The organism is Pseudomonas soli (genome assembly GCF_900110655.1).
In the GTDB taxonomy this organism is placed as follows: domain Bacteria; phylum Pseudomonadota; class Gammaproteobacteria; order Pseudomonadales; family Pseudomonadaceae; genus Aquipseudomonas; species Aquipseudomonas soli.
On the sequence record NZ_FOEQ01000001.1, the window covers coordinates 564,001 to 590,410 of the forward strand.

Annotated in this window: 24 protein-coding genes; 10 read left to right on the top strand and 14 right to left on the bottom strand. The window is 62.7% G+C overall.

The annotated features are described in order from the left end of the window. Positions 1–12 precede the first annotated feature (12 nt). Positions 13–864 (bottom strand): formyltetrahydrofolate deformylase, encoded by an 852-nt coding sequence (purU, locus tag BMY03_RS02615; protein ID WP_094010176.1) that lies wholly within the window; start codon positions 862–864, stop codon positions 13–15. Positions 865–1,162: 298 nt separating this feature from the next. Here purU and mvaT point away from each other — a divergent pair, with 298 nt between their 5' ends. Then, positions 1,163–1,540 carry a histone-like nucleoid-structuring protein MvaT gene (gene mvaT, locus BMY03_RS02620; protein WP_094010177.1) on the top strand — a complete coding sequence of 126 codons (378 nt, stop codon included), beginning with the start codon at positions 1,163–1,165 and terminating at the stop codon, positions 1,538–1,540. Between the two features lie 73 nt (positions 1,541–1,613). Here mvaT and sbcB read toward each other — a convergent pair whose 3' ends face one another. From sbcB to BMY03_RS02635, 3 genes are all read right to left on the bottom strand, one after another. Beyond that, on the bottom strand, positions 1,614–3,044 hold the full coding sequence (gene sbcB / locus BMY03_RS02625) for an exodeoxyribonuclease I (protein ID WP_094010178.1): 1,431 nt from the start codon (positions 3,042–3,044) through the stop codon (positions 1,614–1,616). Positions 3,045–3,105: 61 nt separating this feature from the next. Then, positions 3,106–3,465: a PilZ domain-containing protein gene (locus BMY03_RS02630; RefSeq protein WP_023631126.1), complete on the bottom strand. Its 360-nt coding sequence runs from the start codon at positions 3,463–3,465 to the stop codon at positions 3,106–3,108. A 123-nt stretch (positions 3,466–3,588) separates the two neighbouring features. After that, positions 3,589–3,975 carry a tetratricopeptide repeat protein gene (locus BMY03_RS02635; protein ID WP_023631127.1) on the bottom strand — a complete coding sequence of 129 codons (387 nt, stop codon included), beginning with the start codon at positions 3,973–3,975 and terminating at the stop codon, positions 3,589–3,591. Positions 3,976–4,156: 181 nt separating this feature from the next. Here BMY03_RS02635 and pyk point away from each other — a divergent pair, with 181 nt between their 5' ends. Further along, the gene (pyk, locus tag BMY03_RS02640; RefSeq protein ID WP_023631128.1) at positions 4,157–5,611 is read left to right on the top strand and encodes a pyruvate kinase; all 1,455 of its coding nucleotides are present in this window, start codon (positions 4,157–4,159) and stop codon (positions 5,609–5,611) included. Positions 5,612–5,704: 93 nt separating this feature from the next. Here the strand turns inward: pyk and BMY03_RS02645 are convergent, their stop codons facing one another. Further along, positions 5,705–6,625, bottom strand: coding sequence for an iron-sulfur-binding ferredoxin reductase (locus BMY03_RS02645; RefSeq protein WP_094010179.1), 921 nt, complete (start codon positions 6,623–6,625; stop codon positions 5,705–5,707). A 292-nt stretch (positions 6,626–6,917) separates the two neighbouring features. Between BMY03_RS02645 and BMY03_RS02650 the strand changes: the two genes are divergently transcribed. The 4 genes from BMY03_RS02650 (at position 6,918) to BMY03_RS02665 (ending at position 14,614) form a co-directional block, all read left to right on the top strand. Next, on the top strand, positions 6,918–8,441 hold the full coding sequence (locus BMY03_RS02650) for a fumarate hydratase (protein ID WP_023629003.1): 1,524 nt from the start codon (positions 6,918–6,920) through the stop codon (positions 8,439–8,441). A gap of 157 nt (positions 8,442–8,598) precedes the next feature. Then, on the top strand, positions 8,599–9,570 hold the full coding sequence (locus BMY03_RS02655) for a hypothetical protein (RefSeq protein ID WP_023629004.1): 972 nt from the start codon (positions 8,599–8,601) through the stop codon (positions 9,568–9,570). Between the two features lie 65 nt (positions 9,571–9,635). Next, positions 9,636–12,227 (top strand): RHS repeat domain-containing protein, encoded by a 2,592-nt coding sequence (locus tag BMY03_RS02660; protein WP_094010180.1) that lies wholly within the window; start codon positions 9,636–9,638, stop codon positions 12,225–12,227. Next, complete coding sequence (locus tag BMY03_RS02665; protein WP_094010181.1) at positions 12,224–14,614, top strand: RHS repeat-associated core domain-containing protein; 2,391 nt, start codon at positions 12,224–12,226, stop codon at positions 14,612–14,614. Before BMY03_RS02660 ends, BMY03_RS02665 begins: the two co-directional genes overlap by 4 nt. Positions 14,615–14,649: 35 nt before the next feature. On the opposite strand, the gene BMY03_RS02670 is transcribed toward BMY03_RS02665, so the two are convergent. The 7 genes from BMY03_RS02670 to BMY03_RS02700 all read right to left on the bottom strand — a co-directional run bounded on the left by BMY03_RS02670 (position 14,650) and on the right by BMY03_RS02700 (position 20,246). Further along, positions 14,650–15,240 carry a GNAT family acetyltransferase gene (locus BMY03_RS02670; protein ID WP_094010182.1) on the bottom strand — a complete coding sequence of 197 codons (591 nt, stop codon included), beginning with the start codon at positions 15,238–15,240 and terminating at the stop codon, positions 14,650–14,652. Positions 15,241–15,405: 165 nt separating this feature from the next. After that, a complete protein-coding gene (locus BMY03_RS02675; RefSeq protein WP_094010183.1) occupies positions 15,406–15,984 on the bottom strand; it encodes a DJ-1/PfpI family protein in 579 nt (192 codons plus the stop codon). Positions 15,985–16,058: 74 nt separating this feature from the next. After that, on the bottom strand, positions 16,059–17,216 hold the full coding sequence (locus BMY03_RS02680; protein WP_094010184.1) for a phospholipase D-like domain-containing protein: 1,158 nt from the start codon (positions 17,214–17,216) through the stop codon (positions 16,059–16,061). Position 17,217: 1 nt separating this feature from the next. Continuing rightward, complete coding sequence (locus BMY03_RS02685) at positions 17,218–17,799, bottom strand: YceI family protein (RefSeq protein ID WP_023632820.1); 582 nt, start codon at positions 17,797–17,799, stop codon at positions 17,218–17,220. Positions 17,800–17,843: 44 nt separating this feature from the next. Next, on the bottom strand, positions 17,844–18,140 hold the full coding sequence (locus tag BMY03_RS02690; protein ID WP_094010185.1) for an amidase: 297 nt from the start codon (positions 18,138–18,140) through the stop codon (positions 17,844–17,846). Then, positions 18,137–19,213: a serine hydrolase domain-containing protein gene (locus BMY03_RS02695; RefSeq protein WP_094010186.1), complete on the bottom strand. Its 1,077-nt coding sequence runs from the start codon at positions 19,211–19,213 to the stop codon at positions 18,137–18,139. Before BMY03_RS02695 ends, BMY03_RS02690 begins: the two co-directional genes overlap by 4 nt. A gap of 145 nt (positions 19,214–19,358) precedes the next feature. Then, on the bottom strand, positions 19,359–20,246 hold the full coding sequence (locus BMY03_RS02700) for an acyl-CoA dehydrogenase middle domain-containing protein (protein ID WP_094010187.1): 888 nt from the start codon (positions 20,244–20,246) through the stop codon (positions 19,359–19,361). A 133-nt stretch (positions 20,247–20,379) separates the two neighbouring features. Between BMY03_RS02700 and olsB the strand changes: the two genes are divergently transcribed. Continuing rightward, a complete protein-coding gene (gene olsB, locus BMY03_RS02705; RefSeq protein ID WP_038705508.1) occupies positions 20,380–21,135 on the top strand; it encodes an L-ornithine N(alpha)-acyltransferase in 756 nt (251 codons plus the stop codon). Further along, entirely contained in the window at positions 21,135–21,923 is a 789-nt protein-coding gene (locus BMY03_RS02710; protein ID WP_094010188.1) for a lysophospholipid acyltransferase family protein, read from the top strand. The genes olsB and BMY03_RS02710 overlap by 1 nt, the downstream gene beginning before the upstream one ends. A gap of 16 nt (positions 21,924–21,939) precedes the next feature. Here the strand turns inward: BMY03_RS02710 and BMY03_RS02715 are convergent, their stop codons facing one another. Continuing rightward, positions 21,940–22,518, bottom strand: coding sequence for an acyl carrier protein phosphodiesterase (locus BMY03_RS02715; RefSeq protein ID WP_094010189.1), 579 nt, complete (start codon positions 22,516–22,518; stop codon positions 21,940–21,942). A 152-nt stretch (positions 22,519–22,670) separates the two neighbouring features. Here BMY03_RS02715 and BMY03_RS02720 point away from each other — a divergent pair, with 152 nt between their 5' ends. Both BMY03_RS02720 and BMY03_RS02725 read left to right on the top strand, forming a co-directional pair. Then, complete coding sequence (locus BMY03_RS02720) at positions 22,671–22,973, top strand: ArsR/SmtB family transcription factor (protein WP_023628827.1); 303 nt, start codon at positions 22,671–22,673, stop codon at positions 22,971–22,973. Between the two features lie 24 nt (positions 22,974–22,997). Then, positions 22,998–24,047 carry an alkene reductase gene (locus BMY03_RS02725; RefSeq protein WP_094010190.1) on the top strand — a complete coding sequence of 350 codons (1,050 nt, stop codon included), beginning with the start codon at positions 22,998–23,000 and terminating at the stop codon, positions 24,045–24,047. A gap of 61 nt (positions 24,048–24,108) precedes the next feature. On the opposite strand, the gene BMY03_RS02730 is transcribed toward BMY03_RS02725, so the two are convergent. Beyond that, entirely contained in the window at positions 24,109–26,295 is a 2,187-nt protein-coding gene (locus tag BMY03_RS02730; RefSeq protein ID WP_094010191.1) for an autotransporter outer membrane beta-barrel domain-containing protein, read from the bottom strand. Between the last annotated feature and the right edge of the window lie 115 nt (positions 26,296–26,410).

A 26,410-nucleotide genomic window follows, 5' to 3' on the forward strand; every position in this document is an offset into this window, starting at 1 on the left:
GCCGGCCCCGTGTCAGTTGAACACAACAGTCTTGTTGCCGTGCACCAGCACGCGGTCTTCCAGGTGATAACGCAGGCCACGGGCCAGGACCATTTTCTCCACGTCACGCCCGAAGCGGACCATGTCCTCGATGCTGTCGGCATGGCTGACACGCACCACATCCTGCTCAATGATGGGGCCTGCGTCCAGCTCCTCGGTCACGTAGTGGCAGGTCGCGCCGATCAGTTTCACGCCACGCAACGCCGCCTGGTGATAAGGCTTGGCGCCCACGAACGACGGCAGGAAGCTATGGTGGATGTTGATGACTTTTTCCGCATATGCCTGGCACAGCTGCGGCGGCAGGATCTGCATGTAGCGCGCCAGCACCACGGCATCGGCGCCGTATTCCTCGACCAGGCGCGATACCTCGGCGAATGCCGGCTGCTTGTCCTTCGGGTCGACCGGTACATGGTGGAACGGAATGCCATGCCATTCGACCATGCTTCGCAGGTCATCATGGTTGGAGATAACGCAGGGGATCTCGCAGTCAAGCTCGTCGGTATGCCAACGGTGCAGCAGGTCTGCCAGGCAATGTGACTCACGGCTGGCCATGAGCACCACACGTTTCTTCTGTGCCGAATCGGTGATCCGCCAGGTCATCGAAAATTCTTCGGCGATCGGGGCAAATGCCTCGCGGAAGGCCTCTATACCGAAAGGGAGAGATTCGGCACGGATCTCATGACGCATGAAGAACCAACCGCTCTGTTCATCGGAATGGTGGCTGGCTTCATTGATCCAGCCATTGTAAAGGGCCAGGAAATTACTGACTTTTGCCACGATGCCGACACGGTCGGGGCAGGCAATCACCAGTCGATAGGTGCGCATGAGGGAGACTCCAGAACTTCGCAAAGGCGCATATTCTAGCGACCTGGCGAGAAAAACGCAGTAAGCATCTTTACCTGAGCGGCTTGGCCGGGAGGCTTGATCGCGCAGGTCCAATTGCTATTTCCCAAGGGCAAATCGGCATTGGCTCAAGAAAATTGTAAATTTTTCTTAACCTAACGTCAGGGAAGTCGTGCCCTACTATTAATTGAGTCTTGAATTTTAAATTGTTTACTTGAGAGTTTCGTCTGTCTATTATTGCCCTACTGTCTCTCTCCGAACATGCATTAAGGAACACATCATGTCCCTGATCAACGAGTACCGCGCCACCGAAGAAGCTATCAAGGAACTCCAGGCCCGTCTGGCCAATCTGTCGCAGGACGGCAAACTGCAAAAAGAGCTGGAGTTCGAGAAGAAGCTGCGCGAACTGATGGCCGAAAATGGCAAATCGCTACGTGACGTGATCGCGCTGCTCGATCCGGAAAGCAAACTGAGCAAGACGCCACGTGGCGCAGTTAAGACCACCAGCACCAAACGTGCGCGCAAGGTCAAGCAATACAAGAACCCGCACAACGGCGAGGTAATTGAAACCAAGGGTGGCAACCACAAGACCCTGAAAGAGTGGAAAGCCAAGTGGGGCGGCGACGTCGTCGAAAGCTGGGCCACACTGCTGGACTGATAAGCTTGACCCGCGTACTGGCTTGAACATGAAAACGCCGGCATTCGCCGGCGTTTTTGTTTATCTGCACATTTCAAAGCAGATATTGCACTTTCAGTTGTCGGATATGACCCTGCCAGGCTTCCAGTACCTGGCGCCCCGCCTCGCTGGCGTCTGCCAGGCTGGCTTGGCATGCCTGCTCGAAATTGGCCAGGGTGTTCGGCGCACCAAAGGCAGGGTTTGTAAGACGTTGCTGACAGAACTCATGCCACCGTGCACGCTCTTGTTCATCAAGGGTTTCGGAAAAGTTTCGCGCCCGATAGCGGAACAACAATTCCGGCATGCGCGGATCATCGAACATCCACTGCCCCTTGGCCAATTGCGCCGGATCGGTACACCGCACTTGTTCGCTCAGCCGTTTGTCCCGTTCACCGAGGAAACCGTCATACAACTGTTGCTCCGGATCTTCGCTGGAAGCAAAGCCCTCTTCCTGATAGATGATGTCCAGCTTGTCTCGCCAGGTCATCTGCTGATTGGCCAACTGCTCCGCCCGTGCCTGCAACACCGACAATTCAAGCCCCAACCGTTGTTGATCGGCTGGGCGCAGTACCGATAGCGGCGCCAGCACCGGGCAGCGATTGATATGTACCAACTTCAGCGGTACCGGTAGTTCGCCCTGGGCCATGTCTTCATGCCGCGTGTACAAACGCTGACGCAATGCTTGCGCACTCTCCTGGAGCAGAGGCGAATTATCCTGTTGCAAGTCGCAGACTATCAGCGCGTTGCGATTACGCGGGTGCCAGGCCAATGGCAGCACCACACCGATATAATTGCGCTGCGCCGAGAAACGTCCGGATACATGTACCAGGGGCTGCAATAGGCGGATCTGCTCCATGACCTTATGCTTGCTGCGCAACTGGAACAACCAGTCATACAATCTGGGCTGTCGGTCACGAATCAACCGGGCCAGGGCAATGGTCGCCCGCACGTCGGAAAGCGCTTCGTGGGCATGGCCATGATCGATGCCATTGACCTTGCTCAACAGCTCCAGGCGCAAGCTGGTGCGCCCATCCTGCTGTGGCCAGACGATGCCCTCCGGGCGCAGCGCATAGGCCGTACGCACCACATCGATCAAGTCCCAGCGGCTGTTGCCACCCTGCCATTCACGGGCATAGGGGTCGAAGAAGTTGCGGTAGAGGCTATAGCGGGTGACCTCATCATCGAAGCGCAACGTATTGTAGCCGGCGCCACAAGTGCCGGGCCGGGCCAGCTGCTCATGGATCAGCGTCATGAATTCGGCCTCGCACAGCCCCTGGCTGGCCAACTGCTGCGGCGTGATGCCGGTCACCAGGCAGGCCGCTGGGTGCGGCAGGATATCGTCGGAGGGGCGGCAATAGACGCTGATAGGCGCCTCGATCTCGTTGAGGTCGAGGTCGGTGCGAACGCCGGCCACCTGCAGTGGGCGGTCGCAGCGTGGATTGATGCCGGTGGTTTCGTAGTCGTGCCAGAAGATGCTGGAGCTCACGGGGTCGTCCTGTAACAAGGTCGACCAGAGTCTAACGGCACGCGTGAGGGCTGGGCCAGCCTCACGCGGAGGCGTTCATCGGCCGGAAGCTGAAGAAGTCGCGCAGGGAGCGGACGAACTCATCATATTCCTGAGGGGCCTGCAGCAGCATGAAGCCGGCATCAAAATGTCCGGGCGTTTCGTCTTCACGACACCACAGGCAACTGGCAGTGAGGTTGATGAACTGCAGGCCACCGCCGGCCAGGGGAACCCGCAATTGCAGCTCGAAGTCCGGCCCCACCAGCACCGGCAACTGGCTGATCAACATCAGGCCGTCTTCCGAGGCATTGCCCAGATAGCCGATTTGCTGGTCGGTGCAGCGGTTGAAGACCTTGAGCACGCAAGGCAGCTGGTGACGTTGTATGTGTCGCTCGATAAACATGATCGCAGTGAAGTCCTGTACCTGGAGCCAGGAAGACAAGGTACTGGCGATGATCGTTACAACTCTCCAACAGATTAGCCCAGTCCGACGGACGGACTACATGAAATCATCGACACCTTGGGATTAACGCCAAGGTGTAGTGTTCACCGGACTGGCCACCGCCGCTTCGCTGCCGCGCAGGTGGCCGAGCTTCTCCAGTGTCTGCAGGCGTGCCTGGGCGCGGTAGGCGTATTCATTGCGCGGGTACTGCTGGATCAGGTACTGGTAGGTCTGCGCCGCGTCGACGTAGAGCTTCTGGCGCTCAAGGCACTGGCCACGCAGCAGCGACACTTCCGGGTGAATGAACGGCCGGGCACGGCTGGTACGGTCGACCTGCGACAGCTCGAGCATGACCTTCGCGCAATCGCCACGGTCATAGGCGCGATAGGCATTGTTGAGGTGGTGGTCCATGGACCAGCGAGTGCAGCCGACGACACTGGCCGCCATGGTCAAAACGATCAGGGTGCGCATGGAAATTCTCCTTTGATGGGCACTGTATCGGCCTTTCACGACAAATCTTCACCGGCTTTTGCAAGCATATCGCGACCGGTCAAACGCCATACTCGCAACCGTGCAGGTAGTGCAACGGAACAATGACTACAACGCAATTGAGGAGTAGCCTTTCGCTGCGCTTCACTATAGGAGTCTGTGCATGACCATCCGCCGTACCAAAATCGTCGCCACCCTTGGCCCCGCCAGCAATTCGCCGGAAGTGATCGAACAGCTGATCCTCGCCGGCCTGGACGTGGCACGCCTGAACTTCTCCCACGGCACCCCGGACGAGCACAAGGCCCGCGCCCGCCTGATCCGTGACATCGCCGCCAAGAACGGCCGCCATGTCGCGCTGCTGGGCGACCTGCAGGGTCCGAAGATCCGCATCGCCAAATTCGCCAACAAGCGCATCGAACTGAAAGTCGGTGACAAGTTCACCTTCTCCACCGCTCACCCGCTGACCGAAGGCAACCAGGATATCGTCGGCATCGACTACCCCGACCTGGTCAAGGACTGCGGCGTCGGTGACGAGCTGCTGCTCGACGACGGCCGCGTGGTCATGCGCGTCGAAACGGCCACCGCAGATGCCCTGCACTGCGTGGTGATCATCGGCGGCCCGCTGTCGGACCACAAAGGCATCAACCGCAAAGGTGGCGGCCTGACCGCACCGGCCCTGACCGAGAAGGACAAGGCCGACATCAAGCTGGCCGCGGAAATGGACCTGGACTACCTGGCCGTGTCGTTCCCGCGCGACGCCAGCGACATGGAATACGCCCGCAAGCTGCGTGACGAAGCCGGCGGCAGCGCCTGGCTGGTGGCCAAGATCGAACGCGCCGAAGCAGTGGCCGACGACGAGACCCTTGACCAACTGATTCTCGCCTCCGACGCGGTCATGGTGGCCCGAGGCGACCTGGGCGTGGAAATCGGCGATGCCGAGCTGATCGCGATCCAGAAGAAGATCATCCAGCACGCCCGCCGCAATAACAAGGCGGTGATCGTGGCGACCCAGATGATGGAGTCGATGATCCAGAACCCGATGCCGACCCGCGCCGAAGTGTCCGACGTGGCCAACGCCGTGCTCGACAACACCGACGCGGTGATGCTTTCGGCCGAGAGCGCGGCCGGCAGCTACCCGATCGAGGCAGTCCAGGCCATGGCCCGTATCTGCTCGGGCGCCGAGAAGCACCCGACCAGCCAGAAGTCCAGCCACCGCCTGCACACCACCTTCGAACGCTGCGACGAGAGCATCGCCCTGGCGGCCATGTATACCGCCAACCACTTCCCCGGCGTCAAGGCGATCATCGCCCTCACCGAAAGTGGCTATACCCCGCTGATCATGTCGCGCCTGCGTTCGCACGTGCCGATCTTCGCCCTGTCGCCGCACCGCGCCACCCAGGCCCGTGCCAACATGTTCCGCGGCGTCTACCCGATCGCCTTCGACCCGGCGTCGCTGCCGGCCGACAAGGTCAGCCAGGCGGCCGTCGACGAGCTGCTCAAGCGCGGCCTGGTGGAGCAAGGCGACTGGGTCATCCTGACCAAGGGTGACAGCTACCACACCATCGGTGGCACCAACGGCATGAAGATCCTGCATGTCGGTGATCCGCTGGTCGGCTGATCTGGCGTTAAAACGCTATCGCGGGGCAAGCCCGCTCCCACGCATCAGGTATCACCTGCGTGGGAGTAGGCTTGCCCCGCGATTTTTCAATGCCTAGGCATGCTCGGTGAACACATCCGCCAACACCTGATTCCGCGGTACCCCGGCAATGAACAGGCGCCGGGCGAACCGTTCGACACTTGTCGGCGCCCCGCACAGCAATGCCATGGTCTGGCGCGACGGCAGGCGCAAACCGGCCAGCGCCTCATCCAACTGCTCGACCAGCACCAACTCCACCTTCACCCCGTCCACCGCCTGCAATGCCTCCGCCAAGTAGTGCCCGGCTGGCGTGCGCGCCACATGCAGCAGCCGAATTTCGCCCTGATGCCCCTGACGCAGGGCCTCGCGCAGGATACCCCACAAGGGCGCCAGCCCGGTGCCCGCCGCCAGCAGCCACAAAGGCCGCGCCTGCCAGTCAGGGTCGTAGTGCAGTGCACCGCCGCGCAGCTCACCCAGCCTCAGCGCATCGCCTACGTGCAACTGCCGGGCCCTGTCGCAAAACGCGCCGGGGCGGCTGCAATCCAGGTGAAACTCCAGCGCCTCATTCTCTGCCGGCAGGCTCGCCAGCGAGTAGGGGCGGGCCACATCGCCGCACCACAGCACCAGATGCTGGCCAGCCTGGTAGCGTAGCGTCCGGCCTGGGCGCAGACGCAGGCGCAGCACGTCGCCGAACCAATCCAGTGCAACCACCGTGGCTGGCAGGCCATCCTGCAGCGGATCGAACAGCGCCACCCGCAAGTCGCTGGCCACCGAGCACTGGCAGGCCAGGCGCCAGCCCTCGTCGCGCTGGGCCGCACTCAGGGCCTCGGGCCTGGCATCCTCGGGCTGGCCATCGAGGCAACGTACCAGGCAGGCGTGGCAGCTGCCGGCGCGGCAGCTGTAGGGCACATCCAGGCCTGCCTCGTTGAGGGCATCCAGTAGATTGCTGCCGCTTGGCACTGCCCATTGGCGCTCGCCCACGCAAAGTTCGGGCATGGTCAGGTTTCTCATTCGATTCAAGGTTTTCCAGGGGCGCTTTGCGCCCCATTGCCGGCGAAACGCTCCCGATACAACAGCATCGCATGTCATCAGCAAAAAGGATGCCCCTTCCCTGCCGACCTTGGTCCAGACCACGTGCAGGTGTTTCCGCAGGCGGGGCACGGTATACTGCCGCGCCTTTTTTGTGCCGGCCCGACCAGCCGGCGCCTTGCCAGGCGTTCCTGACATACAGGTGTGCACTGTCGGAATGCCTTTTCGAATGTTCCCGTCTTTAAGAGGAGCGCGCTGCATGACCGTGATCAAGCAAGACGACCTGATTCAGAGCGTCGCCGACGCCCTGCAATTCATTTCGTACTACCACCCCGTCGACTTCATCCAGGCGATGCACGAGGCCTACCTGCGTGAAGAGTCGCCTGCCGCGCGTGACTCGATCGCCCAGATCCTGATCAACTCGCGCATGTGCGCCACCGGCCACCGCCCAATCTGCCAGGACACCGGCATCGTCACCGTATTCGTGCGCGTCGGCATGGACGTGCGCTGGGACGGCGCCACCCTGAGCGTCGACGACATGATCAACGAAGGTGTGCGCCGCGCCTATAACCTGCCCGAGAACGTCCTGCGCGCCTCGATCCTGGCCGACCCGGCCGGTGCCCGCAAGAACACCAAGGACAACACGCCGGCAGTGATCCACTACTCCATCGTCCCGGGCGACAAGGTCGAGGTCGATGTCGCAGCCAAGGGCGGCGGCTCGGAGAACAAGTCGAAGATGGCCATGCTCAACCCTTCCGACTCGATCGTCGACTGGGTGCTCAAGACCGTGCCGACCATGGGCGCTGGCTGGTGCCCGCCCGGCATGCTCGGCATCGGCATCGGCGGCACCGCCGAGAAGGCCGCGGTGATGGCCAAGGAAGTGTTGATGGAATCCATCGACATCCATGAGCTGAAAGCCCGTGGCCCGCAAAATCGCATCGAAGAGATCCGTCTGGAGCTGTTCGACAAGGTCAACCAGTTGGGTATCGGCGCCCAAGGTCTCGGCGGCCTGACCACCGTGCTCGACGTCAAGATCATGGACTACCCAACCCACGCCGCCTCCTTGCCGGTGTGCATGATCCCCAACTGCGCCGCGACCCGTCACGCCCACTTCGTGCTCGACGGCTCCGGCCCTGCCGAGCTGGAAGCGCCGTCGCTGGACGCTTACCCGGAAATCGTCTGGGAAGCCGGCCCAAGTGCTCGCCGCGTGAACCTCGACGAGATCACTCCGGAAGAGGTTGCCAGCTGGCAGCCCGGCGAGACCATCCTGCTCAACGGCAAGATGCTCACCGGCCGCGACGCCGCGCACAAGCGCATGGTCGAGATGCTCAACCGTGGCGAAGAGCTGCCTGTGGACCTCAAAGGCCGCTTCATCTACTACGTCGGCCCGGTCGACCCGGTCGGTGACGAAGTAGTCGGCCCGGCAGGCCCGACCACCGCCACGCGGATGGACAAGTTCACCCGCCAGATCCTCGAACAGACCGGCCTGCTGGGCATGATCGGCAAGTCCGAACGTGGCCCGACCGCCATCGAGGCGATCAAGGACAACAAGGCCGTGTACCTGATGGCCGTCGGCGGCGCCGCCTACCTGGTGGCCCAGGCCATCCGCAAGTCGAAGGTCCTGGCCTTCGCCGAGCTGGGTATGGAAGCGATCTACGAGTTCGAAGTGAAGGACATGCCGGTCACCGTCGCGGTGGACAGCAAGGGTGAATCGGTGCACATCACCGGCCCTGCGCTGTGGCAGAGCAAGATCGCCGAAAGCCTGGCGGTGGAAGTGAAGTAACGTCTACACCGCAGTAGGAAACAAGCCGCTCCCTTGAGGAGCGGTTTTTTTTGCTCGCAAGAAATTGATGCTGGCTCCTACAGCCAGCAATATGTACTGCTCTCAAAGCGTAATTTCCGACTCAAATGAGGCCTCATCTCCTGCAGAGGCAGACCTCATGAGCAACACCGTAAAAGCCAATCAATGGCTACGCCGTTTCCAACTGGATATCACCTCCAACTCCCGTCGCGTTTATGCCAATGGCCGCCAACAGGTGGAGATCACAGTCACACTTGAACCTCGGAACGGCCAGACCATCTCTCGAGAAAGTCTCAACTCGCTAACCCTGGTCCAGATCGATGACGAAGGCAATCCTCGAGTACTGGATCATCCGGACCTGTACGCGCATACGCAGCGCGACGAGCGATTCGTCTACCATAACGCCAGCGGCAGCGCACCCAGCGCGCTGATGGCGTCATCCTCCAACGCCATTCACCGACGTTTCTATGTGTCGTCGAAGCGTCCTGGAGGCACGCTCAGCCAAATCCACGCGGCGATCTGGATGGATGAAGATCATCTCTTCGTCACCAATGCCGAACCCTTCAAGTCGTCGGTCGTTATTGAGTCAATTGCGCCTGTGCCGGCCCACAAAGACCTCTTCCAACTGAGCGTCGAGTCCCCCCTCAAGTACAAGCTCCCGAGCTTGAACCTGAATTACTGGGATGATGAGTTCGAAGAAACCGCCGGTTACTTCGGATTTACCGATCCGAGAACCGTGATGGTCGAAAGCCGGGCACTGGCCACTCCGGCCTCTCACGCCATCTATGAAATGAACGCTTGGGCTCACGCATTGATCTCGTTCCAGCTCACCAATGACTACAGCCAGCACCGCAAGGTAACAGTCTATGAGGTAGGCCAGCCATTCACGGTGAAATCTCCAGACTCAGACCGAGCCTATCACCAGCGTCCTGGCCACATGCTGATTCATCTGTACGCCAGGCGCTTCTATAACCGCCACTACAGCAGTTCCGAGTCGAGGCGCAGTATCTGGAACGTGATCGACCAGCATGGCAACGCCTATGAAGTCGAGTTCTCTGTCGCAGAAGCAGGCAAACATGTGTCCTTCACGGTAAACGCGAACAACGCCTGACCTTCCCAGAAAATCGGTGTCCATCGAAAGGGTACCGATCTCTCCCCTGCGCCAGGAAACACCTGATGTCTTCGATACATACCCAAGCCAGTAATTTTCTGGGCTTCATGAAAACCGGCGTGGACAACCGTACCGGCCAGTTCACCCTCGCGGTCTCCCTGCCGCTCCCTCCCGCCAACCAGCTGAGTGGACCGGCGCTCTCGGTCACCCTGGCCTTCAGCGTGCTGGGTTCAAGTATCAACAAAGGCTACGGACTAGGTTGGACCATTGGGCTGTCCGAGCTCGACCGGAACACCCTGAGGCTCGCCTCCGGCGAGCAGTACGCCATTGATCAAGATGCTTCCACATTCGCACCCGACACGCCGTTGACCTTCACCGATCAAAAACTCCCGACGCTGCGGGTCACTCCACAACACAACGGCGATTTCCGGGTAGACAAGAAGTCCGGAGAGTGCGAAATCCTGCGTGAGCAGGAAGACAGTGGGTGCTATCTGGTTGAGGAAATGCACTCCCCGGAGGGCCATCGCCTGTTCATCGACTGGGCCCCCTACGGCAATGACGACCATTTCATTCTCCAGCGGATCCGTGATGAACAGCGCGCGCTGCTGAATGTGGATCAGCTGGAGGATGAAGTCCATCTCATCGTCAACCCGGATACCTCACAAGCGCTCAAGTTGCGCCTGGCGCTGAGCAATGACCGACTCAGCGAAATCCACGTGCCCGGCATCCAGCGTCCCTTCGTAATCGAGTACGACGACCTGCTCCTGGACAATGGCGCTCGCCTGCTGCTGCCCACCACCGTGGACAGCCCGCTGGGTGCCCATGACATCGTCAAGTGGGCGACCGGGGCCGACGGCCATCAGTTGCAGGCCAACGCACCGTTTTCCCACCTGCCGCGGGTCGAATCATGGACCCACAGCGCCGGCACCCCCGACACCGAACGGATGCACCACTACCGATGGGTCGGCACGGCCAATTTCCTTGGCTTCGGCAGCGCCCAGGCGTTTTCCTGGGAGCACGGACGGGACAACCTCTACCAGGTCGAAAGCGACTACCAGTACGAAGTGGTCGAAACGGTCAGCGATGCGCAGGGCACGCCCCTGGATACCATCACCCGCACCTGGAACCGCTTTCATCTGCCCCTCCTGGAAAGCTCGAGACGAGGCGATTGCGAGATCAGCACGCATACCCGCTATGGTATCGATCCTGGCAAAACCTGGGAGGAGCAATCCAGTACCTGCCAGCTCCCCCATCAGGTCTCGACCACTTACACGGACCATCGCCGCCCTGGGGCCATTCGCACCGAAACGACGCTTTATCAGTACGATAACTACGGCAACATCACCCAGGTCGACTACCCAACCGGGATCTGTGAAATCAATTGCTACTATCCCGCCGAAGGGGGAGAAGGTTGCCCAGCGGATCCCCTGGGGATGGTGCGCTTTGTGCGCAAGAAAACTATTCGGCCAGCCAAAGCTGATGGCTCAGCTCCGGTGTTGAGCAGCACGTACACCTATGCGCCACTTCCTTCACGGGTGGTCGATGCCCCTGCGCATATCGTGGTCGAGCGTGAACAGTTGCTTGACGAGTTGGACAGCCGCACGCTGGAGGAGACCCGCCACACGTATTTCCATCAACCTCATACCTGTTACGGGCGAATCCAGCGAAGCGTCACGACCCTCAACGACAAGTCAACCGCTACCGAATACCACTATGGGCAGGCAAACGGCGAACTGCTCTTGCGGACCACGGTGATCGGCTTCGAGAACGACGACGTGAACCGCTCGACCCACGACAGCGCGCAGTCACTGCTCACAGGCCAGACCACTTGGGAACGTAGCGAAAGCGGGGCGCTCACCCGCTACGAGTATGACCAGATTGGCCGTATCGTCCGAACACTCAACTCAGCCGATAGCCCGTACCAGACACAGCGCCTGGTGCGTTACCACCTGGGCGACGCACTGGCGGTGAACCTGCAAGGCTCCAGCGTCCTGCCGCCAATGATGATCGAGCTGGTGGAGGTTACCGGCCAACGCCAGCGTCTGTGGCTCGACGGCGATGGACGTACCCGGCGTATCGAATTGGAAGACCTGGACAACGAGCCCGGCCGCTTCCTTGAAATCATGCATTGCCAATTCGATGCCCTGGGCCGGCAGATACGCCGGACGACCCAGGACTGGTTGTCAAAGGACTCTCCTGGCCCGCTGTCCCTGACTACCATCATTGCCTTCGACGACTGGGGGCAGACCGCCCTGACCATTGACGCCCACGGCATACATGCACACACGCTCCATGACCCAATCACCCGTCGCTGCGAACAATGGCAAGCTGCGGGCGGACTCTGCAGCCCTCGGACCGTGACCCTGAAAAACCTTGCGGGGAGCCCCATCGAACAGCAGCACTACGATTGCAACAACAATCTTGCCCGCACCTTGAAGTGGGTGCGCGATGGCCTGGACAGGGTGGTCGAAGAGCGGCTCAGCGTACCGAACATGTCCACTACCGTTACCCGCTACCGATATGACCACTATTCGCGGGTCATCGAAAAGGTCTTGGAAGATGGCACAACCCTCGCCTGGCACTTCGCGCCCCACAGCGATGGACAGCATCCCGAATTGATTACCACCACCGCCCCTGCGCAGGAGGAACAAGCATGAATGCCATTACCTTGGGCCGGCAGACTTTCGACGGCCTGGGCCGCCAGCGTGCGGTAGAGGTGGCCGGGCGCACCACCCTCTACCACTACCGCCCGGGCCAGTTGCCTCCCTGCGCCAATACGCTTGCCGATGGTCGACGCGTGGACTTCGCCTACGAACCACAACTGAATGACGTACTGCTTTCGTCCAGTACCGAGGGCGGCCACAGCGAACAACTGCACTATCACCCTTGCCTGGGTCAGCCCACCGAGGCCAGTGGTGCCCTGGGGACGCTGAAGTGGAGCTTCTCCCCCGCCGGCTTGCCGCAGCAGGAGTCCTGGGTCATCGATGGCGCCGAGCACATTACCCATTGGCGCACATCGCTAGGTGGCAAGCCACTGGGTTTCGTGGGCGCCAACGGCACCGAACAACAACGCCATTACGATGCCCTCGGCAGGCTCGCGCAAATCATCACAGGCAAGGTCAGTACGCGCATTTCCTATGATGCACTGTCGCGCGTCGCTCAAGCCACCACGCAGGATCAGGATGCCCGCGTGCTGGTCAGGCAACTGAGCTACGATGCCATGGGGCGAGAAGCCAGCAACACCTTCAGCTTGACCGAAAACGGTGCAACTCGAACCTTCACCCAAACCCTCGGCTACAACGCGCTCGATCAGCTCATCCGACGTACTGGCAAGTACGGCCAGCAAGAGGCAGACGAACGCTTCGCCTACGATTCGCGAGGCCGCATGGTGCGCTTTACCGCGAACACCAATGCTGCACCGAGGGACCCGTTCGGCAACGCCATCGTCGAGCAACGGTTTGTCTTCAATGAACTCGACGGCTATCGACAGGTCATCAGTCGTTTCAACGACGGCAGCGAAGATATCGCCCAGTTCCACTACGCAGCCGCTGACCCTTGCCGGGTCGTGGCGATCGATCATAGCCATTCCAGCTGGCCGGCGCGGATCGAGCTTACCTACGATGCCCACGGGCGCGTCATCGCAGACAGCCTGGGTCGCAAACTGACGTGGGACGCCCACGAACGACTGCAAAGTGTCGAACATGGGGGCAAGACATGCGAGTACCGCTACACCCCGAATGGCCAGCTGCGCGACCGAACGATCAATGGCTCGCTCAACCGCAGTTTCTTCAGCGGCAGGCAACTGACCCATGAGCACCGGGGGAACACCACGCTTGAAGTGATTGGCGACGGCAGCACGCTGTTCGCCGTGAGCGCGATCACCGAAGGTGTACGCCAGACCACTTTGCTAGGCTGCGACGGCCAAGGCTCGGTGCGCCTCAACGCCGGTGACCAGGTGCGCATGCTGCAATACAGCCCTCACGGCAGCGAACAGGGCAACGACCAGCAACAGCCATTCGGATATGCAGGGGAACGCCGTGAACCCCTGACCGGCTGGTACATCGCCGCAGGCTATCGGCCCTACGACCCATTGCTGATGTGTTTCCTCGCGCCCGACAGCGAAAGCCCGTTCGGTCATGGCGGTATCAATGCCTATACCTATTGTGGCGGCGACCCGGTCAACCGCATCGACCCAGATGGGCACAGCTGGCAGACCTGGGTAATAGCCGGCATTGGTCTGGCGGTCGGAGCCCTGGCCACGGTCGCCAGCTTTGGCGCCGCCGGCGCCGCGCTGGCCGCTGGCGGTATTCTCAGTGCCAGCGGTGCACTGGCCGTGGCGACGGCGACACTCAACATCGTGTCCCTGGGCACGGGAGCGGCAGCCATGGCGATGCAAGTGCAAGGCAAGAATGAGCAAGCCGCCAACGTGCTCGGCTGGATATCGTTAGGCACAGGGCTATCCAGTCTTGCCACGGGGGGCTTGACACGGATGGCTGGAAAAAGCGTCAGCACCCTCAAGCGCAGCAATGCACTGAGAAAGCCTGCGGTTCACGCCCCCAAGAATCCTCAGCCTCCCATTGACGTCATGTTCAGAAACCCCAGAACCAACCGAGCAGAGGTCGTCTGGTACGACGATGCGTGGGGCAGAGGGATAAAAGCTTTTGAAACACATGGGGGCAAGGACGGTGTCTTGATGAACGCGGCCGGCCAATACGAAGACGCAGCACGCATCGCGCTGCGCGAGATAGCCCCGCGGGTGGCCAACGCCCCAGCAGGCGAGCCCATCGTCCTGCTCGCCTGCTGGGGCGGAAAAAGCGGCGCGGCGCAACGAATCGCCGATGTGCTGCAACGCCCGGTTTATGGTACCGACAAGATCACTTACGTCCCAGGTGTAAGCCGCATGGACAGGCTGGACGTCGGCAATCTCTGGTCCACAGTGCCCATGCAGAAGATCTCCAGATACCGTCGATTGTTCGGTGCCAAAGGTCCGTTCGATTTCGACAGGACCCTGGAACCGGCAACCGGACGAATGTACTTCCCATAATGAGGTTCATGCCGGTAGACACCCCGCCAGGCATATCATATCGGTAGCGCCTTGAGCCAGAACGACATGATCTTGTTGCTGCTTTCCTGCTCGTCCAGATCGCACCAGGCATGACGGGTGCGTAATGAAGGGTCCTGCAGGAAGCCGCGGTTACGCCAGAAACCGTGCAATGGTTTGTAACTGGCAGGCCGCAGCGGGTGTATGCCTGGGCGCTCGACGACGCAGAACGTGCAGTAATCGAACTCCGCCAACTTATGTGCGTAGGATTCGCGCTCGATGAAAAAGCGTACGCCCAGGCCCTGACTGCGATAAGCAGGTAGCAACACCGAGCCACCGAAGTAGTAGACCGACGTCGGATCACGCCCCTGGGCGAGGAACGGTTGCTGGAAGCGAGGCGCTTCATCTATCAGCGGCAGGCCTGTGGAGGCCCCTACCACTTGGCCGCCGTCCAACGCCAGCACCATCAGGCTACGGCCAGAGTCGGCGTAGGTAGCCAAGTGATTCGCCTCATGCTCCAGCGACCCCTCATAGAGGTAGGGATACTCGCGCCACACCGTCAGGCGCAAGCGTGCAAGCTCATCGATGTAAGGCGCAATCGCCGCGCCATGCAGCAGGCGTATTTCCATGGAGAAGCAGTCGTCTGGTCGCGGTGGATAACGCGCTCGGGCAAGCCGGCGTGAGGGGAAACCCTACCATCGGCGTCGCAACTTGCCCTTGTCCCGGCACGACAGGTATTTCTCCATGACCGCTACCGCCACCCCCTGAACGCGCCCGCATTGATGCTGACGCCCTTACTGAATGCGCGTCCCAAGCACCTTGAGAAACGCCGCAAGCCACGCCGGATGAGCAGGCCAGGCCGGCGCTGTCACCAGGTTGCCGTCCACATGAACCTGGTCCATCGCGATATCGATGAACTGTCCACCCGCCAGACGCACTTCGGGGGCGCACGCCGGGTAGGCACTGCACTCGCGCCCTTCCAGTACCCCGGCCGCAGCCAGCAACTGCGCGCCATGACACACCGCGGCGATAGGCTTGCCCGCATGATCGAACGCCCTGACCAGTTCCAGCACCTTGTCGTTCAGGCGCAGGTATTCCGGCGCCCGCCCGCCCGGGATCAGCAAGGCGTCGTAGCTCTCGGCGCGCACCTGGACGAAGTCGTAGTTCAGGGCGAAGTTATGCCCGGGTTTCTCGCTGTAGGTCTGCTCGCCTTCGAAATCGTGAATCGCCGTGCGCACCGTCTGCCCCGCAACCTTCTCCGGGCAGACCGCATGCACGGTGTGGCCGACCATGAGCAAGGCCTGGAACGGCACCATCGCCTCGTAGTCTTCGACGTAATCGCCCACCAGCATGAGAATCTTCTTCGCCGTCATCGTATCCACTCCTTCGGTAGTCTGGGAACAGTCCCAGCAAGATAGTCCGCTTTGCCCGACCGCGATACGTGCGACTAGTCGCGGCGGTCGAGCAGGTTGGCCACCAGCCGGTCCAGCCAGCCCCATAGGCGTTGTTGCACACGACGCCACAGTGGCCGGGCGTGCCAGCGCGCGAGGTCGACTTCCAGGCTCTGGGCGAAATCGCGCTCGAAGCTGGCGGCCACGGCCGCGCTCAGTGGCGGGTCGATGGCCTCGACATTGGCCTCGAGGTTGAAGCGCAGGTTCCAGTGATCGAAGTTGCACGAGCCGACACTGACCCAGTCGTCCACCAGCACCATCTTCAGGTGCAGGAAGCATGGCTGGTATTCGAAGATCCGCACCCCGGCGCGCAGCAGCCTTGGGTAATAGCGATGTCCGGCATAGCGCACCGCCGGGTGGTCGGTGCGCGGGCCGGTGAGCAGCAGGCGCACGTCGATGCCCTTCTGCGCGGCACGCCGCAGCGAGCGCCGCACGCTGAAGGTCGGCAGGAAGTACGGCGTGGCCAGCCAGATGCGCCGCTGGCCGCTGTTCAGGGCGCGCACCAGCGCATGCAGGATGTCCTTGTGCTGGCGGGCGTCGGCATAGGCCACCCGGCCCATGCCCTGGCCCTGCGCCGGCACCTGGGGCAGGCGCGGCAGTCCGAAGCCCTCGGGCGGGCGCCAGGCGGTGCGGCGCTGGTTGGCGTGCCACTGGCGGTCGAACAACAGTTGCCAGTCGGTGACGATCGGCCCCTCCATGCGCACCATCACTTCGTGCCACTCGCTGGTGTCGGCTTCGGGTGTCCAGAACTCGTCGGTGACCCCGGTACCGCCGACCACCGCCCAGCGCTCGTCCACCAGCAACAGCTTGCGATGATCGCGATAGAGATTGCGCAGGCCCCGGCGCCAGCGCAGGCGGTTGTACCAGCGCAGCTGGACACCCGCCGCCAGCAGGCGCTCACGCAAGACGGAGGTAAAGGCCAGCGAGCCATAGTCGTCGAACAGGCAACGCACCCGCACGCCACGCCGCGCGGCCTGTTCCAGGACCTCGACCACCGCCTCGGCGCACGCCCCGGCCTCGACCAGATAAAGCTCCAGGTCGACCTGATACTCGGCACGCACGATCGCCAGAAGCATGCGCGGGAAGAACTCGGGGCCGTCGATCAGCAGTTCGAACTGGTTGCCATCCCGCCACGGGAAGACCGGCCCCGGCATGTCAGCGGGCGGTGAAGATCAGCACCGCGCTCACCGGCACCGAGGGGTTGATCGACTTGAGCCCGGCCAGCTTGCGCAGGTTCTCCAGGCCCGGCAGGAGACCGAACTCCGAGGCACGCAGGATCAGCGGCTCCAGGGTCACCACCTGGAAACGCCGTTCGTCCAGGCGCGTGGCCAGCAGCAGGGTGTTGTAGCTGCGGGTCTGGCCATGCAGGGTCACGCTCACCGGCAAGCGCAGCTCCAGTTGCGCGCCGTTGGCGAGGTCGTTGATCGGGCGCAGGTCGATCTGTGCCTGCACCGTGGCCTCGGGGAACTGTTCGAAGGCGAACAGGCCGTCACGCATGCGCTCGTCACGCAGCGGGATGCCGCTGCTGATCGAGTCCATCTCGATGCTGACCTCAGCCGCGCCCTTGCGGTCGACCTTGCCATGCAGCACCAGGAAACGGTTGACCTCGGCGATATTGCCATTCTTGCCGGTGACGAAGGACAGGCGCGAGGATTCGCCATCCAGGTGCCAGTTGGCATGGGCGGGCAGGCACAGGGCGAGCAGGAGGGCGGGCAGCAGACGGGACGGCTTGAACATGTGAAATCCTGTGAATCAAGGCCGTCAACCTTACCCGCACGGTTTCACGGCAGCAAGCGGCAGCCTTCGCGGTGACCCTGCCAGGCCGCCTGGTTGCGCCGGCCAAGGCCCTCGGCGGTGACCAGGCGCCGGGGGCTGTCCTCTTTCAGCAGGCCCAAGGGCAGGTACTGGCGCACATAGCCCCGGCAATAGGCCTCAGGGAAACCCATCACGAACCGGCACGAGCAGTACTCTTTCGCCGAGTAGGCCGAAAGGATGCCCGGGAAGTCCGCCAACGCCTGGCGCTCGTGCCAGGCCCAGGCAGACACGGCCAATAACAGCAGGAGCACCACCCGCTTCATGCGCCCTCCCCGGCCACGGCGTCCAGCACCCGCTTGAGCAGTTCGTTGTGGCTGAAGCTGCCATCGCGGTCATCGGCGTAGCGCACGATCACCAGCTTTTGCGTGGGTAGTACATAGAGCGCCTGACCCCAGTGGCCGAGTGCGGCGAACGTATTGCTCGGCGCATCCGGCCACGGCACCGGCTGGCCGGGCAATGGCTGGTTGAGCCACCAGTGCCCGCCGGGGTTGGCCTCGCCCGGCACAGGCTGCGCGGCGCTGAACAAGGTGCGGTTGAACGCCACCCACTCGGCCGGCAGCAACTGTTGCTCGCGCCAGCGCCCGTCACGCTGCATCAGCAGGCCGATGCGCGCCAGATCGCGAGCACTGAGATAGAGGTACGAGGAGCCCACATAAGTGCCTGCGCCATCGCGCTCCCAGACAGCGCTGTCGATCCCCAGCGGCATGAACAGGGCTTGCCAGGGATAGTCGGCATAGCGCTCAGGCGCGAGCATGGCGCGCAGGCTGGCGGCCAGCAGGTTGCTGTCGCCGCTGGAGTAGACGAACTGCGTGCCGGGCGCACTGGCGGCAGGCCTGGCCGCTGTGTAGGCGGCCATGTCGGTGCGGCCACGGGTGTAGAGCATGGCCACCACCGACGACTTCAACGGCGCGTATTCGTAATCTTCCTGCCAGGCCAGGCCACTGGCCCAATGCAGCAGGTCGGCCAGGCGCAACGTTGGGTGCGCCTGCAAGGCCGGGTAATAGCGCAAAGCCGGATCGTCGAGCTGGAAGCGCCTTTCGCCGTAGGCAACGCCCATGACCGTGGCCAGCACGCTCTTGCTCACCGACCAGGTCAGGTGCGCAGTGTCGACACGGGTTGGCTCGGCGTAGCGCTCATGCAGAATGCGGCCATCGCGGATGATCAACAGCGCATCGGTGCGAATGCCGCCGCGCTCGGTATCGTGTGGCGCGAAGGCGTAGGTGTCTACGGTTTGCCAGTTGATAACGGCGTTATCGACTGGCCACTGCGCCGAGGGCCAGTCTTCGGCCAAGGCCGGGGCTGTGGTCATGGCCAGGGCAAGCATCACTGCCTTCATGGAGAGTCCTGCAAGGGGCTGCTTTGCAGCCCATCGCGGCTGAAGCCGCTCCTACAAAGGTTGCGCATGGCCTGTAGGAGCCGCTTCAGCCGCGATGGGGCGCACAGTGGCCCAGGTTCAAAGGTGCCCACAGCCTCTCAGGCTTTCATGACAGTCCGGCGGCACTCCAGGCCTTGGCCAGGCGCTTGTCACGGGCGGCGCCGGCCAGCGCCAGCAGGCCCTGGTCGCGTTGCCACAACTGCGCCCAGTGCTCCGGCCCTGCGGCCAACGCCTGGTCGATCTCGCCTCGCAAATCGTGGAACTGAGCAAACAGGCCTCCCAGCAGCAAATGGCAGGCCACACTGTCCGGGCATTGCCGACTGCCCTCGGCGCACCCGGCGAGCAGGCCGATCAGCTTCAGGCGCAGGGCCTGCGGCCAGGCGCACTCCTGGGCTACGCCATGCAGCCAGGCCACCAGCGCGGCGAGCACATACAGGTCCTCGAGAGAGCGGAACGGCTTGACGTAGGCATCCCAGCCATCACCGGCCAGCAACTCGCACGCGGCATCCTTGAGCTGCAGGCGGCCATGCCCCACTTCGGGCATCAACGGCAGTGTCGGCAAGGCTTCGAGGCTGACCCCCGGCTCGCCCGGATAGACCACCGCCAGTTGCAAGCGCGGCGCCTCGCCCGCGCCTTCGTGACGAGCGGCCACCAGCAGCCATTCGGCGTCCAGCCCAGCGGTGACGAAGTCCTTGTTGCCGGTCAGGCGCAGGCCGTCCAGCCGGGTGTACATGTCCGCCGGGCGCACGCTGCGCCGCTCGGTGGCACACAACGCGCCCAGGCTGGCCGGAGCGCTGGGCCATAGGACCCGCAGCGCCGCCTGGTAGCCGAGCAGGAACGCCAGCCCGGGAGTGGCCATGGCCCGCCCGCCCAGCACCGCCAGCTCGAACGGCGCCACCGTGCCCAGGCGCTCGAGCACCGCCGCATAGGTTTCACCGAGGGGCGCCGCCAGCGGGTGGCGCAAGGGGTCGTTGAGTCGTTGCAACCAGGCCATCGCAAGCTCCTTTCAGGGGTGTCACGCAAGCATCACCAAAGATTCACGGGAGTGACACTGGGCGTACCTAGGCTGACTTTGCACAACAAAGCCGACCGGCCGCAACCCTTTGGCTGGCTTATGGAGACTCACGATGACCCGGATCGCTCGCTCTGGCGACACCAGCACTGAACGCCGTCTGCAAGCCGAACGCCTGGTCGGCGCCGCGGCCCTGCAGGAAGCACAGGCCCTGCGTTTCAAGGTGTTCAGCGCCGAATTCAAGGCCAAGCTCAAGGGCGCCGAACACGGCCTGGACATGGACGACTACGACATCCACTGCCGCCACATCGGCGTGCGCGACCTGGCCACCGGTCAACTGGTCGCCACCACCCGCCTGCTCGATCACCAGGCCGCCAGCAGCCTCGGCCGCTTCTATAGCGAAGAGGAGTTCAGCCTGCACGGCCTGTTGCAGTTGCAGGGCCCGATCCTCGAACTGGGCCGTACCTGCGTCGACCCGGCCTACCGCAACGGCGGCACCATCGCCGTGCTCTGGAGCGAATTGGCCGAGGTGCTCAATGAGGGCCGCTACAGCTACCTGATGGGCTGTGCCAGCATCCCCATGCAGGACGGCGGCGTGCAGGCCCATGCGATCATGCAGCGCCTGCGCGAACGCTACCTGTGCACCGAGCACCTGCGTGCCGAACCGAAGAACCCGCTGCCCAGCCTGCCGCTGCCGAACAACGTCATCGCCGAAATGCCGCCGCTGCTCAAGGCCTACATGCGCCTGGGCGCGAAGATCTGCGGCGAGCCGTGCTGGGACGAGGACTTCCAGGTCGCCGACGTGTTCATCCTGCTCAAGCGCGACGACCTCTGCCCACGCTATGCCCGTCACTTCAAGGCGGCGGTCTGATGCCGCGCATACGGGCCGCTGCCCGCCTGCTGCGGCTGTTCCTGGTACTGGCCCTGGGGCTGGCCATGGCCAGTGTCATCGCCCTGGGCGAGCGTCTGGGGCTGAGCGCCTCGATAGAACAGCGCCAACGCTGGACACGGATGTTCATGGGGCGCCTGGTCGCCGCCCTGCCCTTCGAAGTGCAGGTCAGGGGCGAGCTGCCGCAACAGCCGATGCTGTGGGTCTGCAACCATGTGTCGTGGACCGACATCCCACTGCTCGGCATGCTCACCCCGCTGTCGTTCCTGTCCAAGGCCGAGGTGCGCCACTGGCCGCTGGCCGGCTGGCTGGCCGAGAAGGCCGGGACCCTGTTCATTCGTCGCGGAGGCGGCGATGCCCAGCGCCTGCGCGAGCAGATCAGCGAACAACTGGGCGAGCAACGCCCTCTATTGATATTCCCCGAAGGCACCACCACGGACGGTCGCAGCCTGCGCACCTTCCATGGGCGCCTGCTGGCCGGAGCAATCGACCAGAACACGCCAGTACAGCCGGTGGCAATCCAGTACCTGCGCGCAGGCCAGACCGATCCGATCGCGCCGTTCATTGGCGAGGACGACCTGGTTTCCCATTTGATGCGGCTGTTCGCACAGGACCGCGGACAAGTGCTGATCCACCTGTTGCCGCCAATCGGCAGCGCGGGCAAGGAACGCGCGGTACTGGCTTTCGAAGCGCAACAGGCGGTCCATCTGGCGCTTTTCGGCGCCGAGAACGTCGAGGTCGCACCGAGGCGACAGGCTCGGGCAGCCTGAGTCCGCGATTGCCGACTCAAGCCGATTGCTGTCCCCGGGCAAATGCCTGCAACTGCGGATAGAACTCGCGAAAGTCCGCCAGCAACGGCTCGTACAACCGCTCCAGTTCCACCATCACCCCAGCTATCCCCTCAGGTCGTGACAGGCGCCGGGCAATCCCGGCAAACACCTGCTCCAGGGTGGCGAAATCGCCATACGCTCCCAGCCAGTCGTCGGCCGCCATCACCGGCGCGATGCGCGCCAACCGCCCCGGCAACTCCGGCTCGGCGAGCAATACCTTGTAGAAATCATCGGTGAATTGCGCCAGCGGCTGTTCGGCATACGCCGCCCAGTGCCGCGCCAGACAGTGGTCGAAGAACACATCCACGACGATCCCGGCGAACCGCCGCCGCTCGCGCGGGAAACGCGCCAGCGCCGCCAGCACCAGTGGGTGGCTGTCGGTGTAGCGATCAATGTGCCGGTGCAGCCGAATAGAAGCCTCCAGCACAGGCGGGAAGCGCCCGGCGAGCTCGCCTTTGACGAAATCGCCATACAGGCTGCCAAGCAGTTGCTGCGGCGCGGGGCCGCCCAGATGAAGGTGCGCGAGATAATTCATGGCGCCAGTCTAGCACCGCTGGCGACTATATCGTCACAAGACGATATAGCTATCAAGACTTGCCTTATGACCACTTCATATTTGTATATCGCGATGCAGCGATTTATATTTCGCTCCATCGCGATATACCGCTACACGCCACGAGCCCAACCATGCCCCTCGATCTCGACGAAATAATAAAAGCCCTGGCCCACCCGGTCCGGCGAGACATCCTCAACTGGCTGAAAGACCCGGCCGCGCAGTTCCCCGAGCAGCACCACAGCACCGAACACGGTGTGTGTGCCGGGCAGATCGACCAGCGCTGCGGCCTGTCGCAGTCGACCGTGTCCGCTCACCTGGCCACCCTGCAGCGCGCCGGCCTGATCAGCAGCCAGAAGATCGGCCAATGGCATTTCTTCAAACGCAACGAGGCGACCATCAAGGCGTTCCTCGAGCAAATGAGCCAAGAGCTCTGACCTGATCCAAGCGAGGCTTCGCACATGACTACGTTGTTCGACCCGATCACCCTGGGCGACCTGGAACTGCCCAACCGCATCATCATGGCCCCGCTGACCCGTTGCCGCGCCGACGAAGGCCGCGTGCCCAATGCGCTGATGGCCGAATACTACGTGCAGCGCGCCAGCGCCGGCCTGATTCTCAGCGAAGCAACCTCGGTCACGCCAATGGGCGTCGGCTATCCGGATACCCCCGGGATCTGGAACGACCAGCAGGTACGTGGCTGGCACAACGTGACCAAGGCCATCCACGGCGCGGGCGGGCGCATCTTCCTGCAACTGTGGCACGTCGGGCGCATCTCCCACCCGTCGTACCTCAACGGTGAACTACCGGTGGCCCCCAGCGCGATCCAGCCCAAGGGCCATGTCAGCCTGGTGCGCCCGCTCAGTGACTACCCGACCCCGCGCGCGCTGGAAACCGAAGAGATCGCCGACATCGTCGAGGCCTACCGCAGCGGCGCCGAGAACGCCAAGGCCGCCGGTTTCGACGGCGTGGAGATCCACGGTGCCAACGGCTACCTGCTCGACCAGTTCCTGCAGAGCAGCACCAACCAGCGCACCGACCGTTATGGCGGCTCGCTGGAGAACCGCGCGCGGTTGCTGCTGGAAGTGACCGATGCCGCCATCGAGGTGTGGGGCCCAGGCCGTGTGGGTGTGCACCTGGCGCCACGGGCCGATGCCCATGACATGGGCGACGCTGACCGTGCCGAGACATTCAGCTATGTGGCCCGGGAACTGGGCAAACGCGGCATCGCCTTCATCTGCTCGCGGGAAAAAGCGGCTGACGACAGCATCGGTCCGCTGATCAAGGCAGCGTTCGGCGGCCCCTACATCGTCAACGAGCGCTTTGACAAGGCCGGCGCCAACGCTGCCCTGGCCAGCGGTAAAGCCGATGCAGTGGCCTTCGGCATTCCGTTCATCGCCAACCCCGACCTGCCAGCGCGCCTGGCTGCCGATGCACCGCTCAATGCGCCGCATCCGGAGACGTTCTATGGCAAAGGCCCGGTTGGGTATATCGACTACCCACGGATGTAGGGGAATGCAGGACTTGTAGAAGCGGGCTTGCCCGCTTCTACAAGTGGATACCTGCGAACGATCAGAAGTTGTAGCGCAAGCCCAGGTTCACCCCGTACGGCTGCTCGATATGCTCGCCATTGCTGTACTGGAACTCGCCATGCAGCTGCAACACTTCCGAGACCTGCGCCACCAGGCCCACTGCCACCTCGCCTCGGGTACCGGAGAGGTCGTTGGTGAAGTGGTTGTTGTTGACCTTGACCTTGTTGCTGTTGATGAACTCGTGGGCCGCCGCCACCTTGAGGTACGGTTGCAGGATGCTGCCATTGTCCAGCGCCAGGCTGCGCCCGACCTGCGCACCGACCTCGCCAAGCACCGAGTTGGCGCCATCGCTCTCGGCCCGCAGGCCGTTGTCCAGGGTATAGCTGTCGCCATCGACCCACAAAGCGGACAGCTGGGTGAACGGCTCGACATACCAGCCATCGTCCAGCTTGAAGTGCCGACCAACCTCAACCGAGGCCCCGAGACCGTCGTTGTGATACTCGCCCTTGGTCTTGCGACCATCGCTCATCACCACATCGTTGCGGTTACGGAAACGGTTGTACTTGAGCACGGCGTCGATGTAGTAGCCACTGTCGGCCATCCAGGTGCTGTAGGCGCCGACATAGTAACTTTTGATCTTGCCGGAAGAGCCGAGGCTGTAATCCAGGCCCGACTCGCTGTAGCCGCCCATCACCCCGAGCAACCAACGGCCATCGTAGCCAGGCAAGGTGCCGTCGGCGCCGAAGCTTACACCGTTCTGGTCCTGCTGGTAGGCCACGGCGCTACCCGCCGACAGGTTGTAGCGGTTGCCATAGCTGCGCATCCACAAGCCCTGGCCCTGGCCCAGGCGCAGTTCGCCCATGCGGCTGCGCAGCGACGACAGCTCGCCATACCACACGGTCGGCGCGGCGCTGAACATGCCCAACACCGCATGGGCACTCGGGGTCAGCACGTTGCCGGGCTTCTGCTTCAGGTACCAGTTGTCCTCACCGTCGCCTTTTTCCAAGGTGTAGAGGAAGGTGCCGAAATCGATCTCGTGCAACAGGCCAAACGTGGCATCACCGCCACCGGTCTCGACTATGCGATGTGGCGCCTGCCCTTCCACCGGGTCAACACCGGTGCTGGCGATGCTCAGTTGATGATTGCCCTCTGCCGCGCCAGTTACTTTCAGCAAGTCGCCGGTGCCGCTGGCCAGGTCGATGCCCATCACGAACACGCCCGAACCCTCGAGGCTGTCGAGTGTCAGCGTCTTGAAACCGGGCGTGGTATCCCGGTCGGTGAAATCGACGGTGCCGTCGTCCAGCGAGAGGTTGCCCACCTGCGCATCCTGGGTCATGGCCCAGCGACCGCCGCTCTCAAGCGTCAGGCTCTCCACGTTCACCAGGTTACCCCTGAGCGACGCCCCGTTGCGAAACAGCAGATTGGCCGTACTGGTGCCGTCGACAACCACGTCCCCGGACAACTGGCTGTTGTCTGCCGTGAAGTCGGCGGTCATGCCACGGGTGACCTCGAGGATGTTGCCATTGCCGCCGATGAGCCGGCTGTTGTTGCCCACGAGGATGTTTACCGTGCCTTTGTTGCCATCCGCGGAATCGCGCACAATGATGGCACTCCCCGTCTTGCCTTCGACGGTCGAGCCGTCCAGGGTCATGCTCGAGTCACTACCGCCAGTGGCCGTGGTGCCCTGGCGCAATTGCACCCCCTGGGTCTGTCCGGTAATGACCGAGCCTTGCAACGCGTTCAGAGTGCCGCCTAGCATGAAGGCACCGACCCCGGTCCTGCCGGTAAGGGCCGCAGCGGACAGGCTCAGGGTACTGCCCCCCGTGAACGACGCACCATTGTTGCCGACGATGGTGCCGCCTTGCACCTGCATGCTCGACTGGGTGTTGCCCGACACGCCGAAGGTTCCCCCGGAAACGGTCGCATCGACCAGGGCCGCACTGCTCTCGTCAGACAGGGCGACCCCCACCTGGGTGCCGCTACCGGCCACTTCCCCACCATTGACGACGAGAGTCGAACGGCTGCGCACATCGATGCCCTGCGTACTCCCCGTGGCAGTGACTTCCAAGGCCCCGCGGTTGCGCACCATATAGTCGTCCGCCACCGGGCCGCTGACCACTTCGGAACGGTTGTCGATAATCTGCGTTGCCTCGACCGCCCCGGTACTTGCCATCACCGCCAGGCCGACGGCGAGGCTCAGGGGTACTCTAGCGTGCTTTACCTTCATGTTGTTCTCCCGTCCCAGTTTCTCACCCGTGCTACCGAAAAGTTGAAATCAGCCACCTGGATGTAGCCAATTGGCCGCAGTCTCGACAAAAAAGGTAAAAACCTATGTAGGAGAA

Excerpts from the sequence above, each read along its gene's own strand:
- purU (WP_094010176.1), bottom strand. The coding sequence starts at position 864 with ATGCGCACCTATCGACTGGTGATTGCCTGCCCCGACCGTGTCGGCATC.
- mvaT (WP_094010177.1), top strand. The coding sequence starts at position 1,163 with ATGTCCCTGATCAACGAGTACCGCGCCACCGAAGAAGCTATCAAGGAA.
- BMY03_RS02630 (WP_023631126.1), bottom strand. The coding sequence starts at position 3,465 with ATGTTTATCGAGCGACACATACAACGTCACCAGCTGCCTTGCGTGCTC.
- BMY03_RS02635 (WP_023631127.1), bottom strand. The coding sequence starts at position 3,975 with ATGCGCACCCTGATCGTTTTGACCATGGCGGCCAGTGTCGTCGGCTGC.
- pyk (WP_023631128.1), top strand. The coding sequence starts at position 4,157 with ATGACCATCCGCCGTACCAAAATCGTCGCCACCCTTGGCCCCGCCAGC.
- BMY03_RS02645 (WP_094010179.1), bottom strand. The coding sequence starts at position 6,625 with ATGCCCGAACTTTGCGTGGGCGAGCGCCAATGGGCAGTGCCAAGCGGC.
- BMY03_RS02650 (WP_023629003.1), top strand. The coding sequence starts at position 6,918 with ATGACCGTGATCAAGCAAGACGACCTGATTCAGAGCGTCGCCGACGCC.
- BMY03_RS02655 (WP_023629004.1), top strand. The coding sequence starts at position 8,599 with ATGAGCAACACCGTAAAAGCCAATCAATGGCTACGCCGTTTCCAACTG.
- BMY03_RS02660 (WP_094010180.1), top strand. The coding sequence starts at position 9,636 with ATGTCTTCGATACATACCCAAGCCAGTAATTTTCTGGGCTTCATGAAA.
- BMY03_RS02665 (WP_094010181.1), top strand. The coding sequence starts at position 12,224 with ATGAATGCCATTACCTTGGGCCGGCAGACTTTCGACGGCCTGGGCCGC.
- BMY03_RS02670 (WP_094010182.1), bottom strand. The coding sequence starts at position 15,240 with ATGGAAATACGCCTGCTGCATGGCGCGGCGATTGCGCCTTACATCGAT.
- BMY03_RS02675 (WP_094010183.1), bottom strand. The coding sequence starts at position 15,984 with ATGACGGCGAAGAAGATTCTCATGCTGGTGGGCGATTACGTCGAAGAC.
- BMY03_RS02680 (WP_094010184.1), bottom strand. The coding sequence starts at position 17,216 with ATGCCGGGGCCGGTCTTCCCGTGGCGGGATGGCAACCAGTTCGAACTG.
- BMY03_RS02685 (WP_023632820.1), bottom strand. The coding sequence starts at position 17,799 with ATGTTCAAGCCGTCCCGTCTGCTGCCCGCCCTCCTGCTCGCCCTGTGC.
- BMY03_RS02690 (WP_094010185.1), bottom strand. The coding sequence starts at position 18,140 with ATGAAGCGGGTGGTGCTCCTGCTGTTATTGGCCGTGTCTGCCTGGGCC.
- BMY03_RS02695 (WP_094010186.1), bottom strand. The coding sequence starts at position 19,213 with ATGAAGGCAGTGATGCTTGCCCTGGCCATGACCACAGCCCCGGCCTTG.
- BMY03_RS02700 (WP_094010187.1), bottom strand. The coding sequence starts at position 20,246 with ATGGCCTGGTTGCAACGACTCAACGACCCCTTGCGCCACCCGCTGGCG.
- olsB (WP_038705508.1), top strand. The coding sequence starts at position 20,380 with ATGACCCGGATCGCTCGCTCTGGCGACACCAGCACTGAACGCCGTCTG.
- BMY03_RS02710 (WP_094010188.1), top strand. The coding sequence starts at position 21,135 with ATGCCGCGCATACGGGCCGCTGCCCGCCTGCTGCGGCTGTTCCTGGTA.
- BMY03_RS02715 (WP_094010189.1), bottom strand. The coding sequence starts at position 22,518 with ATGAATTATCTCGCGCACCTTCATCTGGGCGGCCCCGCGCCGCAGCAA.
- BMY03_RS02720 (WP_023628827.1), top strand. The coding sequence starts at position 22,671 with ATGCCCCTCGATCTCGACGAAATAATAAAAGCCCTGGCCCACCCGGTC.
- BMY03_RS02725 (WP_094010190.1), top strand. The coding sequence starts at position 22,998 with ATGACTACGTTGTTCGACCCGATCACCCTGGGCGACCTGGAACTGCCC.
- BMY03_RS02730 (WP_094010191.1), bottom strand. The coding sequence starts at position 26,295 with ATGAAGGTAAAGCACGCTAGAGTACCCCTGAGCCTCGCCGTCGGCCTG.